The sequence below is a fragment of the Streptomyces sp. NBC_01445 genome, assembly GCF_035918235.1.
GTDB lineage: Bacteria > Actinomycetota > Actinomycetes > Streptomycetales > Streptomycetaceae > Streptomyces.
Window position 1 is genome coordinate 110,689 of the sequence record NZ_CP109485.1, and the last position, 14,676, is coordinate 125,364.

General features: G+C 68.1%; 18 protein-coding genes and 2 pseudogenes. 10 read left to right on the forward strand and 10 right to left on the reverse strand.

Translation table 11 applies throughout. From position 1 onward, the window contains the following. The first annotated feature begins 94 nt into the window (after positions 1-94). Positions 95-1,021, forward strand: coding sequence for a sigma factor-like helix-turn-helix DNA-binding protein (locus OG574_RS00485; RefSeq protein ID WP_326771315.1), 927 nt, complete (start codon positions 95-97; stop codon positions 1,019-1,021). Between the two features lie 178 nt (positions 1,022-1,199). On the opposite strand, the gene OG574_RS00490 is transcribed toward OG574_RS00485, so the two are convergent. Continuing rightward, positions 1,200-1,982, reverse strand: coding sequence for a hypothetical protein (locus OG574_RS00490; protein ID WP_326771316.1), 783 nt, complete (start codon positions 1,980-1,982; stop codon positions 1,200-1,202). A gap of 196 nt (positions 1,983-2,178) precedes the next feature. On the opposite strand from OG574_RS00490, the gene OG574_RS00495 reads away from it, so the two are divergent. The 3 genes from OG574_RS00495 to OG574_RS00505 all read left to right on the forward strand — a co-directional run bounded on the left by OG574_RS00495 (position 2,179) and on the right by OG574_RS00505 (position 5,071). Then, positions 2,179-2,604 (forward strand): Chromate resistance protein ChrB, encoded by a 426-nt coding sequence (locus OG574_RS00495; RefSeq protein ID WP_326771317.1) that lies wholly within the window; start codon positions 2,179-2,181, stop codon positions 2,602-2,604. Between the two features lie 38 nt (positions 2,605-2,642). Further along, positions 2,643-3,788 carry an MFS transporter gene (locus OG574_RS00500; RefSeq protein WP_326778318.1) on the forward strand — a complete coding sequence of 382 codons (1,146 nt, stop codon included), beginning with the start codon at positions 2,643-2,645 and terminating at the stop codon, positions 3,786-3,788. Between the two features lie 167 nt (positions 3,789-3,955). Further along, on the forward strand, positions 3,956-5,071 hold the full coding sequence (locus tag OG574_RS00505; RefSeq protein ID WP_326771318.1) for a PP2C family protein-serine/threonine phosphatase: 1,116 nt from the start codon (positions 3,956-3,958) through the stop codon (positions 5,069-5,071). Positions 5,072-5,415: 344 nt separating this feature from the next. Here the strand turns inward: OG574_RS00505 and OG574_RS00510 are convergent, their stop codons facing one another. Then, entirely contained in the window at positions 5,416-5,910 is a 495-nt protein-coding gene (locus OG574_RS00510; protein WP_326771319.1) for a cupin domain-containing protein, read from the reverse strand. A 320-nt stretch (positions 5,911-6,230) separates the two neighbouring features. Between OG574_RS00510 and OG574_RS00515 the strand changes: the two genes are divergently transcribed. Beyond that, complete coding sequence (locus tag OG574_RS00515) at positions 6,231-6,731, forward strand: nuclear transport factor 2 family protein (RefSeq protein WP_326771320.1); 501 nt, start codon at positions 6,231-6,233, stop codon at positions 6,729-6,731. A 107-nt stretch (positions 6,732-6,838) separates the two neighbouring features. On the opposite strand, the gene OG574_RS00520 is transcribed toward OG574_RS00515, so the two are convergent. Next, positions 6,839-7,231 carry a RidA family protein gene (locus tag OG574_RS00520; protein WP_326771321.1) on the reverse strand — a complete coding sequence of 131 codons (393 nt, stop codon included), beginning with the start codon at positions 7,229-7,231 and terminating at the stop codon, positions 6,839-6,841. A 470-nt stretch (positions 7,232-7,701) separates the two neighbouring features. Here OG574_RS00520 and OG574_RS00525 point away from each other — a divergent pair, with 470 nt between their 5' ends. Beyond that, positions 7,702-8,124 (forward strand): hypothetical protein, encoded by a 423-nt coding sequence (locus OG574_RS00525; RefSeq protein ID WP_326771322.1) that lies wholly within the window; start codon positions 7,702-7,704, stop codon positions 8,122-8,124. Positions 8,125-8,272: 148 nt separating this feature from the next. Here the strand turns inward: OG574_RS00525 and OG574_RS00530 are convergent, their stop codons facing one another. Next, complete coding sequence (locus OG574_RS00530) at positions 8,273-8,734, reverse strand: SET domain-containing protein-lysine N-methyltransferase (RefSeq protein WP_326771323.1); 462 nt, start codon at positions 8,732-8,734, stop codon at positions 8,273-8,275. A gap of 124 nt (positions 8,735-8,858) precedes the next feature. Continuing rightward, positions 8,859-9,044, reverse strand: a pseudogene (locus OG574_RS00535) (transposase); the annotation flags it as partial. A 4-nt stretch (positions 9,045-9,048) separates the two neighbouring features. Between OG574_RS00535 and OG574_RS00540 the strand changes: the two are divergent. The 3 genes and pseudogenes from OG574_RS00540 to OG574_RS00550 form a co-directional block, all read left to right on the forward strand. Next, positions 9,049-9,738: pseudogene (locus OG574_RS00540) on the forward strand (IS5 family transposase); the annotation flags it as partial. 116 nt (positions 9,739-9,854) lie between these two features. Further along, entirely contained in the window at positions 9,855-10,232 is a 378-nt protein-coding gene (locus OG574_RS00545; RefSeq protein WP_326771324.1) for a VOC family protein, read from the forward strand. A 390-nt stretch (positions 10,233-10,622) separates the two neighbouring features. After that, positions 10,623-11,417: an IS5 family transposase gene (locus OG574_RS00550; protein WP_326771325.1), complete on the forward strand. Its 795-nt coding sequence runs from the start codon at positions 10,623-10,625 to the stop codon at positions 11,415-11,417. Here OG574_RS00550 and OG574_RS00555 read toward each other — a convergent pair. The 5 genes from OG574_RS00555 to OG574_RS00575 form a co-directional block, all read right to left on the reverse strand. After that, positions 11,365-11,892, reverse strand: a complete 528-nt coding sequence (locus tag OG574_RS00555; RefSeq protein WP_326771326.1) for a hypothetical protein — start codon at positions 11,890-11,892, stop codon at positions 11,365-11,367. The genes OG574_RS00550 and OG574_RS00555 overlap by 53 nt on opposite strands. Before the next feature lie 132 nt (positions 11,893-12,024). Then, positions 12,025-12,198 carry a hypothetical protein gene (locus OG574_RS00560; protein ID WP_326771327.1) on the reverse strand — a complete coding sequence of 58 codons (174 nt, stop codon included), beginning with the start codon at positions 12,196-12,198 and terminating at the stop codon, positions 12,025-12,027. Between the two features lie 144 nt (positions 12,199-12,342). After that, on the reverse strand, positions 12,343-12,630 hold the full coding sequence (locus OG574_RS00565; protein ID WP_326771328.1) for a hypothetical protein: 288 nt from the start codon (positions 12,628-12,630) through the stop codon (positions 12,343-12,345). Positions 12,631-12,696: 66 nt separating this feature from the next. After that, positions 12,697-12,963, reverse strand: a complete 267-nt coding sequence (locus OG574_RS00570; protein WP_326771329.1) for a hypothetical protein — start codon at positions 12,961-12,963, stop codon at positions 12,697-12,699. 105 nt (positions 12,964-13,068) lie between these two features. Continuing rightward, on the reverse strand, positions 13,069-13,755 hold the full coding sequence (locus OG574_RS00575) for a TetR/AcrR family transcriptional regulator (RefSeq protein WP_326771330.1): 687 nt from the start codon (positions 13,753-13,755) through the stop codon (positions 13,069-13,071). A gap of 141 nt (positions 13,756-13,896) precedes the next feature. Between OG574_RS00575 and OG574_RS00580 the strand changes: the two genes are divergently transcribed. Then, the gene (locus OG574_RS00580) at positions 13,897-14,574 is read left to right on the forward strand and encodes an SDR family NAD(P)-dependent oxidoreductase (protein WP_326771331.1); all 678 of its coding nucleotides are present in this window, start codon (positions 13,897-13,899) and stop codon (positions 14,572-14,574) included. Positions 14,575-14,676 lie beyond the last annotated feature (102 nt).

Here is a 14,676-nt window from a genome sequence, read left to right on the forward strand (position 1 = left end):
CCGATTTGAGGTCCGCTCACGACGTTTTGAAAGTCTCCTCAGAAATTTTTCGCGCTGCGTGACATCGAAGTGGCAACGACACATAGCAGCGGGCGTGACCGTTGAGATATCACTAGAGAACTGCAACTCGGTCGACAACACGGGGGAGGTGTTGCCTGATCACCGATATGACGTCGCCCTCGACGTCGCGCTCGCTCTACCCGGACGCCAGGGGGAGCGGATCGCACGCGATGAAGCGCTCGTCGAGGACCTACGCCGTGGGGACTTCAAGGGGCCGCGCTACGACATGTTCGAGAACCGCCTCGCCGGCGAGGCGCTGCCCCAGCTCAAGGGCATGCTGCGCACCGGAACCCTGATCACGGATTCCCTGAGGAGGTGGAAGGAAGCAGGGAAGCCTTTCGGCGTCGCGGAAGGACACCGTCACCTACTGCGCGAGGATCTCGAGCAGCGCGACATCCTGGCCGTGGACATCCTGCTGCCCACGCTGGACTCTTTCCGCCGTAAGGCCCTGGTCGAGGGCGGATGGAACCCGCGGCACAAGGGAGGCCACGGGCCGGGCTGCCTGATGACCTACTTCATCGGGCGCTGCAGCTGGGAGTTCCGGCAGCAGTACGAGAAGTGGAGCATCAAGCAGCGGCGCATCGCTGAGGTGCACGCCAAGCTCCTCGACCCGGAGGCGTTCTTGCTGTCCGTGGCCAGCAGCGAAGGCACCGACTTGCACAGCGGCGGCGTGGTGCTCGACATGCTGCGCAAGCAGCCCCGGCAGACGCAGGCCGTCCTGGCGCTGGTGCTCCAGGGCTACGAACAGTTGGAGATCGCCGACCGGCTGCAGGTCTCGCGGGGCGCGGTGGCGAACTCGATCTACCGGTTCCGGCAGAAGGTGCTGCGCGCGGAGCATGAGGGGAAGATCCACATTCCGATGGCGCGCGCGTACACGGACCATAAGAGCGGGCCTGCCGTGCGCCCTATGGTGCAGCACGGCATGGGTGGCAGGGCCCTGTGGCGAGGGGAGTCCCGGTGAACGGGCGCCAATGGGCTATGCCTGCCCGCGTTGCCGGCCTGGTCGGCGGTGGGGCCGTGTTCGGGGTGTCTGCATTCGCGGGCGCGCCGTGGTGGGTCCTGCTGGGTGCTCTGGCCTTAGGCACGCTGCCCTCGGTCCTGCCGCAGGAGTCCGAGCACCGGCGAGACATCTTCCGGGACTACCTCCGGCACCGTGAGCGCATGGCGCGGCTCCGGCGCGAGACGCGCCCCGGGCAACTGACGGCGCCGGGGAGGGATGAGTGACGTGCGGGTCCGTGGTCGGCGACAATCGCAGCGTGCCGGAGTACGCCTCGATCACCGCGCTGGACCGACTCCTCGACGACCTCAAGGTCGGCGAGGCCCGCCGGCGTCAGCTCGCCATGGTCCGAGGGGAGATGGAGCGGGCGCTGGCCCGGGACGCGCTGCCGGTGGGAGCCCGGCGCAGCCTGCAGCGCCTCCTCGAAGAACCAACGCTCAAGTCGTACATACGGATCGCTGAGTCCGGGGCGCTGCGGCACCGCCGCGTCGGCGGCGGTTTCCCGCCCACTTCTCAGCCGACCAACGAGATCCGGCGCCGGTGCGTCGACCTGCTGCGCGAAGCGCTCGGCCTGCCCGGGGTCGGTCTCGGTGGCGGCGAGGTCGCGCTGCAGCCTGCGCCGGAGGCGGCCACCCTCGCCGCGCTGCACCGCCAGCTCGACCGGTACCTGGGCGGGGCGATGTCCCCGGCGCAGACCCGGCTGACGGCTGTGCTCGCGCTGGAGCTGGACACCGCGGCACGAAGTGGGGAGCTGGCCGCGCTGCGCACCACGGACCTGAGCGAGAACAACATCGCAGTGTTCGTCGAGCGGCACCCCCAGGGCGGCGGCACCGTCGAGGGGGAGTGGGTCGAGACCTCGGCGCTGACCCGGGCCGCGCTGGAGCGCTGGTTGTCGGTGCGCGAGGACCTGGTGCAGCGGGCCCACGGCACCTCTCGGCTGTGGGTGTCTCTCTGGATGAACCACGACGGCGTCCTCGACGACGAAGGGCGCACGGTGATCCGTCCTCCCGGGATGCCGCTGGAGGAGAACGGGCTCGTGAGCTCGTTCCGGATCGGCAGGCTGCGCTTGGCGGGAGCTGCGCAAGACCGGGGCGCTCCCCCTGGGACAGGGCATCTGGGCCGTGCCGGAGGTGCCGGTCTTCGCCGACGGCGTGCAGCGGGCCCTCGAACTCACCGACGGCGCCGGCGGCCAGGGCGTGGCCCTCCAGGCTTCCGGCCGTACGGCCGAGGATGCGGCCCGCTTCCGGGAGATGTTCACGGCCGCCCGCACGGCCGAGTGGACGGAGTTCCTCGCGGACTGCGGCAAGTTCGAGGAGGAGATCGCCAAGGACCGCATCGCGAAGTTCACCCTGGCCGAGCTGGAGGAAGAGGAGCAGAGCCTGGAGCGGCTGCGCCGCTGGCACCGGGATCTGACTGCGCGGGACGTCTTCGGCGCCCCCGAAGCCGCCGAAGCGGGGATACGGCTCAAGCAGTGCACAGCCGTCTGCGAGGACTACGCCGAGCGCGTCTTCGCCGCGCTGCACACCAGCGACGAGGACCCATCGTGAGCCACCAGCCCATAACCCAGGCCGCCCCGAAGCGAGCGATGTGGCCGCTGTACGCGGCCGGGTTCACCACCGCCTTCGGCGCGCACGGCATCGCCGCCAACCTCGGAGGCTTGTCCGAGGACGCCGTCACCTCGCTCCTGGTCCTGGGCGGCCTGCTCGCCCTGTACGACGGCGCGGAAGTCATACTCAAGCCGGTCTTCGGCTCGCTCGCCGACCGGATCGGCGGCAAGCCGGTCCTCCTCGGCGGTCTGATCGCCTTCGCCGCCGCCTCCGCGCTGTACGCGATCGCCGACAGCCCCGGCTGGCTGTGGGCGGCCCGCCTGGGCCAGGGCGCCGCGGCATCCGCGTTCTCCCCCTCGGCCTCCGCCCTGGTCGCCCGCCTCAACCCGGCTGCCAAGCGCGGGCGTGCGTTCGGCAGCTACGGGTTCTACAAGTCCATCGGCTACACCCTCGGCCCGCTCCTTGGCGGCGTCCTCGTCTGGGCCGGGGGCCTGCGTCTGCTGTTCACGGTGATGGCCCTGTGCGCAGCCGTCGTTGCCGTGTGGGCCGCGCTCGCCGTGCCCGTCGTTCCGCCGCTGCCCCGCAAGCGGCAGACGGTCGCCGACCTCGCGCGGCGCCTGGCCGACCGGTCCTTCCTCGCCCCCACCGCGGCGCTCGCCGCGGCCACCGCCGCGCTCTCCGTCGGGGTGGGCTTCCTCCCCGTCTCGGGAGCCGCAGCCGGGCTCGGCACCGTGGCCACCGGCGCCGCCGTCTCCGTCCTCGCCGCCACCGCGGCCATCGTCCAGCCCAAGGCCGGCCGCGCCCTCGACGCCGGACGCCTGACCACCCGTACAGGTCTTCTCACCGGACTGCTCATCACCGCCGCCGGACTCGCGGCCGCCATGCTGCCCGGCCTGCCCGGGGTTCTGCTGGCCGCCGCCCTCATCGGCACCGGCACCGGACTGATCACCCCGCTCGGCTTCGCCGCCCTCGCCGCCTCGACCCCGGAGGAGCACATGGGCCAGACCATGGGCTCCGCCGAACTCGGCCGCGAACTCGGCGACGCCGGCGGCCCTTTGCTCGTCGCCGGCGTGGCCACCGCCGCCACCCTCACCTACGGATACGCGGCCCTCGCCATTCTCCTGGCCGCAGGTGCGCTGCTCGCCCTTGCCAGCCGCCGCCGAACGGACCCCACGCCGAGCTGACCCGTCCCGCACCCGCAGAGTCCGGCCGCAAGCGTTCACATGTTTCGACACTATGACGGCTCACCGCCCACGGCACGTACAGGATGAGTCGGCGACGACTCCGGCAGGCGACGCACTCCCCCGTCTCTACCAGTGCGAGTCGAGCGGGGGCGGTGTAAAGAGGAGTCATGGCACAGCGATCTGCAGGGCTTCGCCAGCCGGAGCGTGCGAGCCGGGCGCTGGTCGCCATCCCCGTCGCGTGGATCGTCGCGGTGTCCCTAATTGACATTCTCGCGCCGCCCGACATCCATCTGGGGCCGCTGCTCGTCGCAGCCCCGGCAATCACCCCGTCGTTCGGCGGACCCCGAACGGTGGGCCTGGTCGCTGCCCTGGCGGTGATCGCACAGACGACCATCGGGTTGGTGCGCGATCCTGACGCGATGCTCTCGTCCAACCACCAGGCACAGATCATCGCCCTGATCCTGGTGGGAATCTGCCTCGTCATCTTCTGCGTGGTGCGGGACCGCCGGGCGAAAGAGCTGATGCAGGTGCGGTACGTGTCCGAGACCGCCCAGCGTGTGGTCCTGCCTTCGCTGCCCCGACAGCTCGGACCGCTGCGGGCCGCGTCCCTCTACCTCGCCGCGGAGGCCGAGGCCCGGATTGGCGGGGATCTGTTCGCGGCGGCACGTACCACCTCCGGTACGCGGCTGATGATCGGCGACGTGCGGGGGAAGGGGCTGACCGCGGTCAATGACGCAGCCCTGCTGCTCGGAGCGTTCCGCGGCGCTGCCCACCGCCAGGCGAGCCTGGGCGAGCTGGTGGCCTACCTCGACCGAAGCGTGTGCTGGGACCTGATGGAGCCGGGCGAGACGAGCCTCTACGGAGAAACCTTCATCACCGCCACCCTCCTGGACATCCCCGACCACGGCGGCCGGGTCCAGATGATCTCCTGCGGTCACCCGCCGCCGATCGTCCTCCGTAACGGCCGGCCTACGACCATGGACGCCCGTATTCCCGCACCCCCCTTGGGCCTCGGCGAACTATCGCATCCGCGCTACCGCGTCGACAGCTTCCCGTTCGAGCCGGGAGACCTTCTGCTGCTGTACACGGACGGCGTCACCGAGGCCCGCGACTCCACCGGCACCTTCTACCCGCTCGCCGAGCGCATCACAGGCTGGACCGAGAACGACCCCGACGCCTTCCTCGACCGCCTCCGCCGCGACCTGCTGCACCACGTCGGCGGACACCTGAACGACGACGCCGCCATGATCGCCATAAAGCGCACCGCCACGCCCCGGGCCTGATCACCCGACCCCTCTTGCACCACTCAAACCTCGATGTCACGCGCGTAAATATTCGATGGCGCCAGGTTCGCTGTCACGACAAACAGAACGGAGCAGCGAGGGACGTCAGCAGCACGCTGCAGATCTCGAACGTGGACGACCACCAGCTCCCACCCGCTCCGGCCACAATCAGCGGAACGGAGGCCTTCACCTGGATCAGCCGCACCGCTCAGCCGTACGTCGCCTGCGCAGCCCGCGACCGGCACACGCATCGCCGACATGTTGAGGTGCCAGGGGCTGACAGGCCGCACCGGCCCGGCCGCTTTCGGGCATGTAACGCGGGGACCGCAGTACCCGGCGGCAGCCTAGCCCTCGAGCATGTCGGTGGTGTTGTACTGGTCGTGCCTGATCCGGAAGGCTTTCAACTCTTCGCGGCTGCGCTGTGAGTACTCCTCCACCTTCTCGAAGTACTCCTCCCTGGGAGCTCCCGGTGTGAAGAGCAGCAGAAACGACACGGGGTCGTCGCTGTCGTTCTGGAAAGCGTGGAGCCCGCCGGGCGGTACGTAGAGGAAGTCTCCCTCGCCCCCTGTGACCCAGCGTTCGCCGTTGTAGAGCCGGACCTCGCCGGACAGGACGTAGAAGGACTCGGAGATCGTACGGTGGAAGTGTTCCCTGGCACCCATGGTCTTCGGCGCCATGTCGATCTTGTACAGGCCGAACTCGCCGTTGGTGTTCTCCCGCTTGGCCACATAGCTGATGTCGGTGCCGCCCGAGCCGGTGTCGGGCTGCGGGGGCGCAGGTCGGAACAGTGCGCTGGTCTGGCCCCTGTCTCCGAGGTAGCGGGGCTCTGGGTAGGACATGGCGACTTCCTAATTCGTGAGTGCTGATTGGACCCACGCTAGTGGCCGCTGCTGCGGCCAGAAGCGGCACGACAGGTACGGCAGCCCGACAGATGAATGAGGGAGCCAGGCCGACTCCGACCTATGGCGGGCGAGCGACGAAACGCGACACATGAGGTGACGGGATGCCGGTCGCGAGCCGGCCCCGGACTCGGAAGGAGCAGGCGTGCGACAGCCGTGCACCGAGATCGCATCCCGTCCTTGGGGGTGTTCGTTGGTCGTTGGGGCTGATCAACGAGGAGCCCCGTCGGCAGGCGGAACGGATCTTTGAAGGAGACATCGTGAACCAAGCGGAAATGGTCGCGTTGTGGGAGCAGCACACGGCGTACGAGTTCGTCATCAAGGACGCCGACCTGGCAGTGACCACGATGGTGGAGGACGCCAGCGTGATGCATCTTCCGACGATGAGCGGCGGTTTCGGCAAGAACTACCTGCGGGGTTACTACCGCGACATCTTCATTCCCGGCATTCCGCAGAACACCACCGCTGAGACGGTGGACCGGTCGGTGGGCAGCGATTTCCTCGTCGAGGAGACGATCATGCGGATGCCGCACGACCAGGAGATCCCGTTCCTGCTGCCCGGACTCGCCCCGACCGGACGGACCGTCGAAGTGCCGCTGGTCGTGGTGGTGCAATTCCGCGACGGCCTGATGGAGAGCGAACGGCTCTACTGGGACCAGGCCGCGGTGTTGACCCAGGTCGGTCTGCTCGCCGCCGAAGGCCTGCCCATGGCCGACTTCACCGAGGTCGCCCGGTTCCTGCGGGACAAGGCCACGTCCTGACCACACAGGTTGATCGCTCCAGAGCACCCGAACCAGCAACAGCCGACAGGGAATCGCCACAGATCTACGTCGGGTTCCCCACACGTCTGGCGCCGCGTTCTCGCAGGTCACTGACTTCCGTCGGTGACCCATGGCTTCACGTCGAGACGCACGAGCGCGCCGATCTCCACCAACTGGTCCGGTAGCGCCAGGTCAGAGACACCCATGACCGTGCTGGTGGGCCGGTACTCCCCGAAGTACTCGGCGTGAAGGCGTGCCGTCGTGTCGAAGTTCTCCCGCAGGTTCCTCACCAGCACCGTGCTCTCCACGATTTGGCTGCGCTCGGCCCCGAAGTGCTTCAGCACCAGGTCCAGATTGGCCAGCGTGGTCTTGACCTGGAGCTCAAAGTCGCCGGCACCCACGAAGTTGCCGTCACGGTCATGGGACACCTGCCCAGACACGTACACCACGTCACCGACCTGGATTGCCTGGCTGTATCCGTAGAGCGACTCCCACGGCATACCAAAACCGAATCTCTGGGCCTGAACAGGCATGACTCACTTCCTGGTGAGACGACGCATGGCGCTGCCAGTTACGGACAGTCCTCTTTCGAGGAAGAAGTTATGCCGTGATCGCTGAGGAAGGCCTGGGACATGCCGCGCACCAGGGCCGGGGCTTTCAGGCAGGCGTCATGCAGTGTTGGGGATCTCCGAAAGCAAGGAGCGCCAACACCTGCGGACCTTGGCCCACGATTCGGCGGTCACGTCCTGGTGCAACTGCCGTGCGGCGCTCCGCCTCTGAGGCCCAGGCATCGCGGCGTCGACGGCGGCCGCAACCGTACGGCGCTGGGCACGGGCGTCGGACTGCCGGTCCTCGCAGCGCGGTAGTCCTGGCCGGAATCGAGCAACGACAACGCACCCTCACTCGGCCGTCGCTCGCTCCCCTCCGGGTTGAGAGCAAGGGGGCTGAATCTGCATGGCAGACTCGGGCTGTGATCGGCATCGACGAGTTCATGAGCGGCTGTCGGCCAGCGGTCCGGGGGCTGGTGGAGCAGTTCGGCAGCGCGGAGGCTGCGCTCGAATTCGACGCTGACCCACTGAGCGCAGTCGGCGTCCTGGACGGCTACGTGCAGAGGCTGCCACTCGACGAGTTCGAGGCGGAGGACTGGATTGCCCTGCACACAGACCTGTCCGCGTTCGTCACGGTGGTGTTGCTGGAGACGTATGGTGGCGCCTGCCGGGCACGCCTGGACGATACTCTGCCGACGGGCTGGGAGCTGGTGATTGACGTCGTCGGCTCGGACGCCCGGCACCGTGTGATCGCGCCGATGTCTTTGGTGTACGAGTATCTGGTGCCGGTCCCTCAGAGAATCCCTCGCCTGATGGAAGCCGTGGCCCACCAGGTGACTGGTTGAGCCGTTGGCCGGCTGCACGGGGCGACTCGTTCTCGCGTACATCGGCTGTCCGCATGAGCGTGCGACTCCCCAACCCGCGTCGAAACGACGTCGCGACTCACCCACACAGCCACCTGCCGAAGGCTTAGGCGTTGTTTCCTTTGGCTCCTTATGTGGTTGAAGCGATACGTGACAGGAGCGCTGGTACCCAGTGGTTGCCGTAGCGTGCCCGCAACTCCGGTAGCTTCCAGTCGTTGCCGGTGACGGTTCCTCGGCAGCTGGTCGGTGAGCCACAAGAGCATGCCAGGACGAACTGCGAATCCCAGGTACTGGTGGCGTAGTCGCTGGTCAGTTCCTCATCCGGTGCGATGCTGTGACGGGCGAGAAGGGTGTACGGACCTTCCCACCACAGGCTCGGGTCGCAGCCGTGGTTGCTGTATCCGATGGACTGCTCATTGCGGGGTGGAAGGACGAGATGCATGGTCTCGGTCACAGCGATGGTGTCGATGTAAGGGCGGCCCGGGTCAAGCCCGGCGGCGGCGAAGAGGTCTTGTAGTTCCTGGTGGGAGACCAGCCGGCCGCCCAGCCGGGCCACGACCGTTCCGGCTGCGATGGGCGCATTGGCGAACAAGCCCGAACCCGCAACGGGAGACGGACGGACTTCAGCGTGAGGGTGCAGCCAGCAAAGCGGGTCTGGTGTGGATGCCATTGGCCCATCGTGCCGTGTCACAGGTGGGGCATCAGTGCCTAGTGAGTCAGCGAAAGACGATGAGGGCCGCGGCAAGACCCACGAAGGCCAGGAAGTGTTCAGCCTTGCGTTCGTACCGTCGGTGCAGGCGGCGGCATCCGGCCAGCCAGGAGACTGTTCTCTCAACGACCCAACGGTGGCGTCCTAGGTGGGTGGACGGCTCAATTCCCTTACGGGCGATACGGTAGCGGATGCCGATCCGCTACGTCGTCGACAACGGCGTCAAATGGCGGGCGCTACCGGCCGATTACCCTCCCTGGCAGACCGTCTACTACCACTTCGCGGCCTGGCACCGCCGCGGCGTCATCGCCTTCCTGCGCGACCAGCTCCGCCGACAGATCCGCACGGGCCAGGGACGATGCCCCTGGCCCGTGACGTTGATCCTCGACTCTCAGTCCGTCAAAGCGGCCGAGACAGTATCCAAGGCCACCCGCGGCTTCGACGCCGGGAAGAAGATCAACGGACGCAAGAGACACATCGCCGTTGACACCCTCGGCCTGCCCGTGATGATCACGGTGACGCCCGCCGACACCACCGACCGCGACGCGGCCCGCGAACTCCTCTGGCGCCTGCGGGTCGTGCAACCCCAGATCACACAGGTCTGGGCCGACTCCGCCTACGCAGGCCAGCTCATCAACTGGTCCGGCGACTTCCTCAACATGACCCTGAAAACGGTCTCCCGGCCCCGCGGCGCGAAAGGCTTCGTGCTCCTGCCCCGCCGCTGGAGAGTCGAACGCACTCTCGGCTGGATCATGAAGGCCCGGCGCAACGTCCGCGACTACGAACGTCTGCCACAACATTCCGAAGCCCACCTGACCTGGGCACTCATCACCCTGATGACCCGGAGGATCACCCGCAGCGGTCCTCGCAAGGGCTGGTCGAAAAAGGACTCAACGGCATAAGAGCTCGCAGAGGATGCTTGGGCCTGAAGAGCGGCAGCACCACCTCGGGTGCTGCCGAAAAATAGATCGCCAGGGCGGACCAGGCCTCCTACCGTTCCGCCATGCAGATCGTTGTGACGCTGGACTGTGTCGACACCGAAGCGCAAGCCAACTTCTGGCTCGCCGCGCTCGCCCCGCTGGACTACCGGCGCGGCTTCCACGGACCTCCCTACCTAAGCCTGGTCGGGCCCGCTCCTGCACCAACCCTTCTCCTGCAGCACGTCCCAGAACCAAAGCAGGGCAAGAACCGCATGCACCTTGACCTCGACTTTGGCACCGCAGAACTGGTGTCCGAGGTCAATCGCCTCGAACGGCTCGGCGCTGCGAGGCTCTCTGAAGAACTCAGCGAACACGGCTTTCGCTGGATCGTCGTTGCCGACCCGGAGGGCAACGAGTTCTGCGTATTCAATCCCCCGAACAGCACCAACGTTGCGGAGTAGTTATGAGGTCGGGCTGAGGTTCCACCATGGCCTGGGAAGCCTGTTCATCCGTCGATCCCCGACCCTTGCAGATCGTCTGGGCCTCTAGCGCCGGTATCCCGCCTTTCCAGACACTCACTTAGAAGCCGTATCTCAACCGATCATGGAACGTGTGGGTCGAACGGTTTTCCCGTCGGGGTGATCTTCCCGTTGTACGTGCATGAAGACAGGGCCTCTCGGTAGCTCGGGGATGCGAATCTAACCGAGCAGTGCCGGGAGGCCCTGGTGTCGTTGTTGTACGCGTCCGAGCCCGTTCAGTTCAACTCGGCTGCTCCATCGTGTGATTGCCTCGCGCATGTGTACGGCAACGCGGCCGACCATCCGGACCGGGAACGCCGGTATCCCTCGGACATGTCGGACGCGGAGTGGGCGGCCGTCCGGCCGCTGTTGCCGGTGCCGGCCTGGCTCCAGGGCCGGGGCGGGCAGCCCGAGGGCTACTGTCATCGACAGATGCTGGACGCCGTCCGTTATCTGGTCGCGGGCGGGATCTCCTGGCGGGCGATGCCCGTGGACTTCCCTGATTGGGGCCGGGTTTACGCCTTCTTCCGCCGCTGGCGCGAGCACGGGCTGATCGCAGAGTTCCACGATCGGCTGCGCGGACGGGTGCGTGAGCGGGAGGGCCGTGAGGCGGAGCCGACGGCGGGGATCATCGATGCGCAGTCGGTGAAGGCCGCGGCCTCGGTGCCGTCCGTCTCGCGCGGCTGGGACGGCGGGAAGAAGGTGGGCGGCCGCAAGCGGCACATCGTGACCGACTGCCTCGGTCTGCTCCTGGTCGTCGCGGTGACCGCCGCGAACGTCGGGGACCGGGATGCCGCGGTGGGCCTGCTGCAGCGGCTGCGCCGCCTGCACCGTGACATCTGCCTGGTCTGGGCAGACGGCGGTTACACCGGCGGCCTGGTCGACTGGTGCCGGCAGAAACTCGCGCTCACCCTTCAGGTCGTCAAGCGCACCGACGACACCACGGGCTTCGTGGTGCTGCCGCGCAGGTGGGTGGTGGAGCGCACGTTCGCGTGGTTGATGCATTCGCGCCGGCTGGCCCGGGACTACGAGACGTTGCCGGCCAGCAGCGAGGCGATGATCCGGTGGTCGATGGTCACGCGGATGGGGCGGCGTCTGGCACGGCCATGGGCCGCCGGGCGGCGCTGAACATCCCCGACGTCTCCTGCACGAGCCACCCGCGCTCCGCCAGGCGCCTGGCCTTCGAGCGCACCCCTTCGACCTTCGCCGACGTCGTTTGAAGGCCCAGCTCCACCGTGATTTCCTTGGCCTTCAGCGGTCCTTGGCCCGCTGGCTGCCGCTCGTCGAGCACGCCCAGGATCCGCTGGTAGTCCGGCGCCAGCACCGTCACCGGCAACCCTTCGCGCCAAGGTGGCACGATCGAGCCCGGCACGGGCGAGGGCACGGTTTCCTGCTCCGCCTCGGCCTCGGTCACGGCGGTGGTCTCCGCAGCCGAGGCTGCCAGGGCCTCGACCAGCTCTTCCCGCGCGATCACCCGCCGGTCCAGATCGATCTCGGCAGCCTCCAACACCCCAGACAACCGGGCGACTTCCTCCCGCAGCCCTTCCACCCGCACCCGGGCAGCCGTCTCCCGCTCCTCCAGCATTCCCAGCACCGACGTCATCGCGCACCCCTCGCTCACGGAGCGGAAACAAGACGCCGGATGCCTCCCTCATTCCGAGCGACACCATGCCTGACCAGCAGAAATCAAGCGATCCTGTTCGGTTGAGATACGGCTTCTTAGGGGCGCAGATGGTCAGTGGTTGAGGCTGGCGACGTAGGCGGGAGCCAGGGCGCGGATACGGCTCTGTGGGACGTCTCCGGCGAGGGCTGCAACGGCGAGCTCAGTGCCTGGGGTGGCGGCCGCGCCGAACAGAGCGTGCAGGAGTTCACCCGGCCCCCTCCTGCACCACACAAACTTCGATGGCACGCACTCAAGGTTCACTGTCACAGGACAGCTGTGCCGCTGGCCCTGTGCAATGACGAGACAGCCAGCTTGGGCGCTCGCTTTTCCGCTAGCGCAAAGCCCGTCTGAATAGGTAGCTACTCGCACCGCGGACCTCTGCCGGCCGCGCTACCTGACGCGCGTCACCGTCACCACGGCGTGCCGGGTCGTCCCCGCGAGAACCTCCACCACGAGACCGCGGCTGGTCGTCACGTAGGCCTCGCCGGCCGACGTCCGCGCCCCGCGCCCCGGGCCTGCGGCGAGGACGTGTCGGGCGATTTCCGCAGCGACGGGAGCTGTCAGCGCCTGCGACAGCACGCGGCTGCCGTCCGGCAGCCGGACCGCCACACGATGGGGCCGGGATGCCGGGCCGATGTAGCCGACGACGTCGGCGTCGACGGTGTCCGAGTGCCGCACCTTCTTCCAGATCCGCCCGGCCCGGTACGGGGACGTGGCGCGCTTACAGACGACACCCTCAATGCCCTAGGCCTGAAGCGTGTCGTACCAGAGCTGCGCGACGTCCGGATCATCTGTCGCGGGTACGGCCTGGATCGGGGGCAACACGTCGTGGAGCAGGTCGAGCAGGAGAGCGCGCCGCTCGGTGTACGGGCGGCTGCAGACGTCGCCGAGTTCGGGGTGGGCGAGGAGGTCCCACACGGAAGCGCGCGGGTTCGCGGAATCCTGAAGCGCGAACGAGTCGAACTTGCACTGAACTTCGGCATCTTGCTGGCTTGGTGGGCGGGTTGTCACCTCAGAACGGTGCCGAGCGCGGGGATGTCGGAGGGGTCAGATCAGTGCGGGCGCGCACGAGCTGCGCCCACTCCCGCACGCCGATCGACGGCTCCGGCCGATCGATCAGTGCCGCTTCCCGGTCTCGCGGGAGCTGACGCCATGGCTGGCGCGGCGCATCGCCTCGTACAGGGCGGCGTCCTGCGGCGGGTCCGGGAGCGGTCCGCGGGATGGGGCCTGGAAGGACTGGATCATCCACGCCACGACGCGGCGCCAGGCGTCCGGCGCGGCGTCGCCGGTGGCGCTGAGGACGCCGGCGTTGGCCATCAGCAGCAGGACGAGATCCCGGCTGGTGAAGTCCTCGCGGAGCTGCCCGCTGTCCTTGGCGCGGCCGATGAGTTCGAGGAAGCCCTGGTACGCCTGGGCACGGAGCGCTTCCAGTTCCTGGGCGTCGGAGAAGCTCATGGTCAGGATGTCGGCGAAGCCGCGGTCGGCGGCCTGCATCGCGCAGACCTCCTGGATGTAGCCGGTGAAGCCGTCCCAGGGGTCCGGGGCCGCCAGGGCGTCGGCGGTGGCCCGCGCGTATACCTCCATGCGGTCCGCGAAGACCGCGACGACGAGCTCCTCCTTGCCGGGAAAGTGACGGAAGAGGGTGGCGATCCCCACCCCGGCCTGCCGCGCGACCGAGGCCATCGACGCGTTCAGTCCGTGGCACCCGAACACCGTGCGCGCGGCGGCGATGATCCGCCCCCGGTTGCGCTCCGCGTCGCTGCGCTTGGGCGGGGCTGCGGAGTCGGGGTCTCGGGAGGTCATGCCCGTCAGGCTAGCAAAACGGAAGGCCCTATCCGATTACCGTGTTACCGTCGATCGTGAACCGGATAGGGCTTTCCGGATCGATCCGAAACGGATAGCCCTATCCATCTCCATCATGTCCACCTTCACGAAAGGCCCCTCATGCCCACCATCGCCATCGTCGGCGCCGGCCCCCAGCTCGGTCTCGCCATTGCTCGCACGTTCGGCACGCACGGCTACGAGGTCGCGCTGATCGCCCGCAATCGCGCCAAGCTCGAGAACCTGGCCGGTGAACTGACCACCGAAGGCATCAGCGCCGCCGCCTTCCCCGCCGACGTACTCGACCGCGACGCACTCACCCAGGCGCTCAAGGACGCCGCCGCGCACTTCGGTTCCATCGACGTTCTGGAGTACTCGCCGGTGGGCGGCCTGGGCTCCACCGCGATGACCGCACCATCCGAGACCGACCCGGGACACGTTCAGCACGAGATGGAGTTCCAGCTGTACGGGGCCATCGCCGCAACCCGCGTCGTGCTGCCCGCGATGCGGGAGGCAGGCGCGGGCACCCTGCTGTTCACGACCGGGGCGGGATCGCTCGACCCCGTTCCTATGATCGGCAACGTCAACGCCGCCGCGGCGGCGCTGCGCAACTGGGCCGTCAACCTGCACAAGGAACTGGACGGCACCGGAGTCCAGGCCGCACACGTCGCCATCGACGTGTCGATCGGCGCCGCCGTCATGCCCGGCCACCCGGTCGCCCAGGCCGAGGAGATCTCCCCCGTCTACTGGGAGCTTCACACCACGCGCCGCGACCAGGCGGAACTGGTCTTCAGCAGCTGACACCCCACCCGCGCTCGCCCGTTTTTCATGCAAAGGTCTTCTCGTCGATCACGAAGCGGCAGCGCATGTCCGCGCCGGGTGCCGGCACGGACACCCCACAGA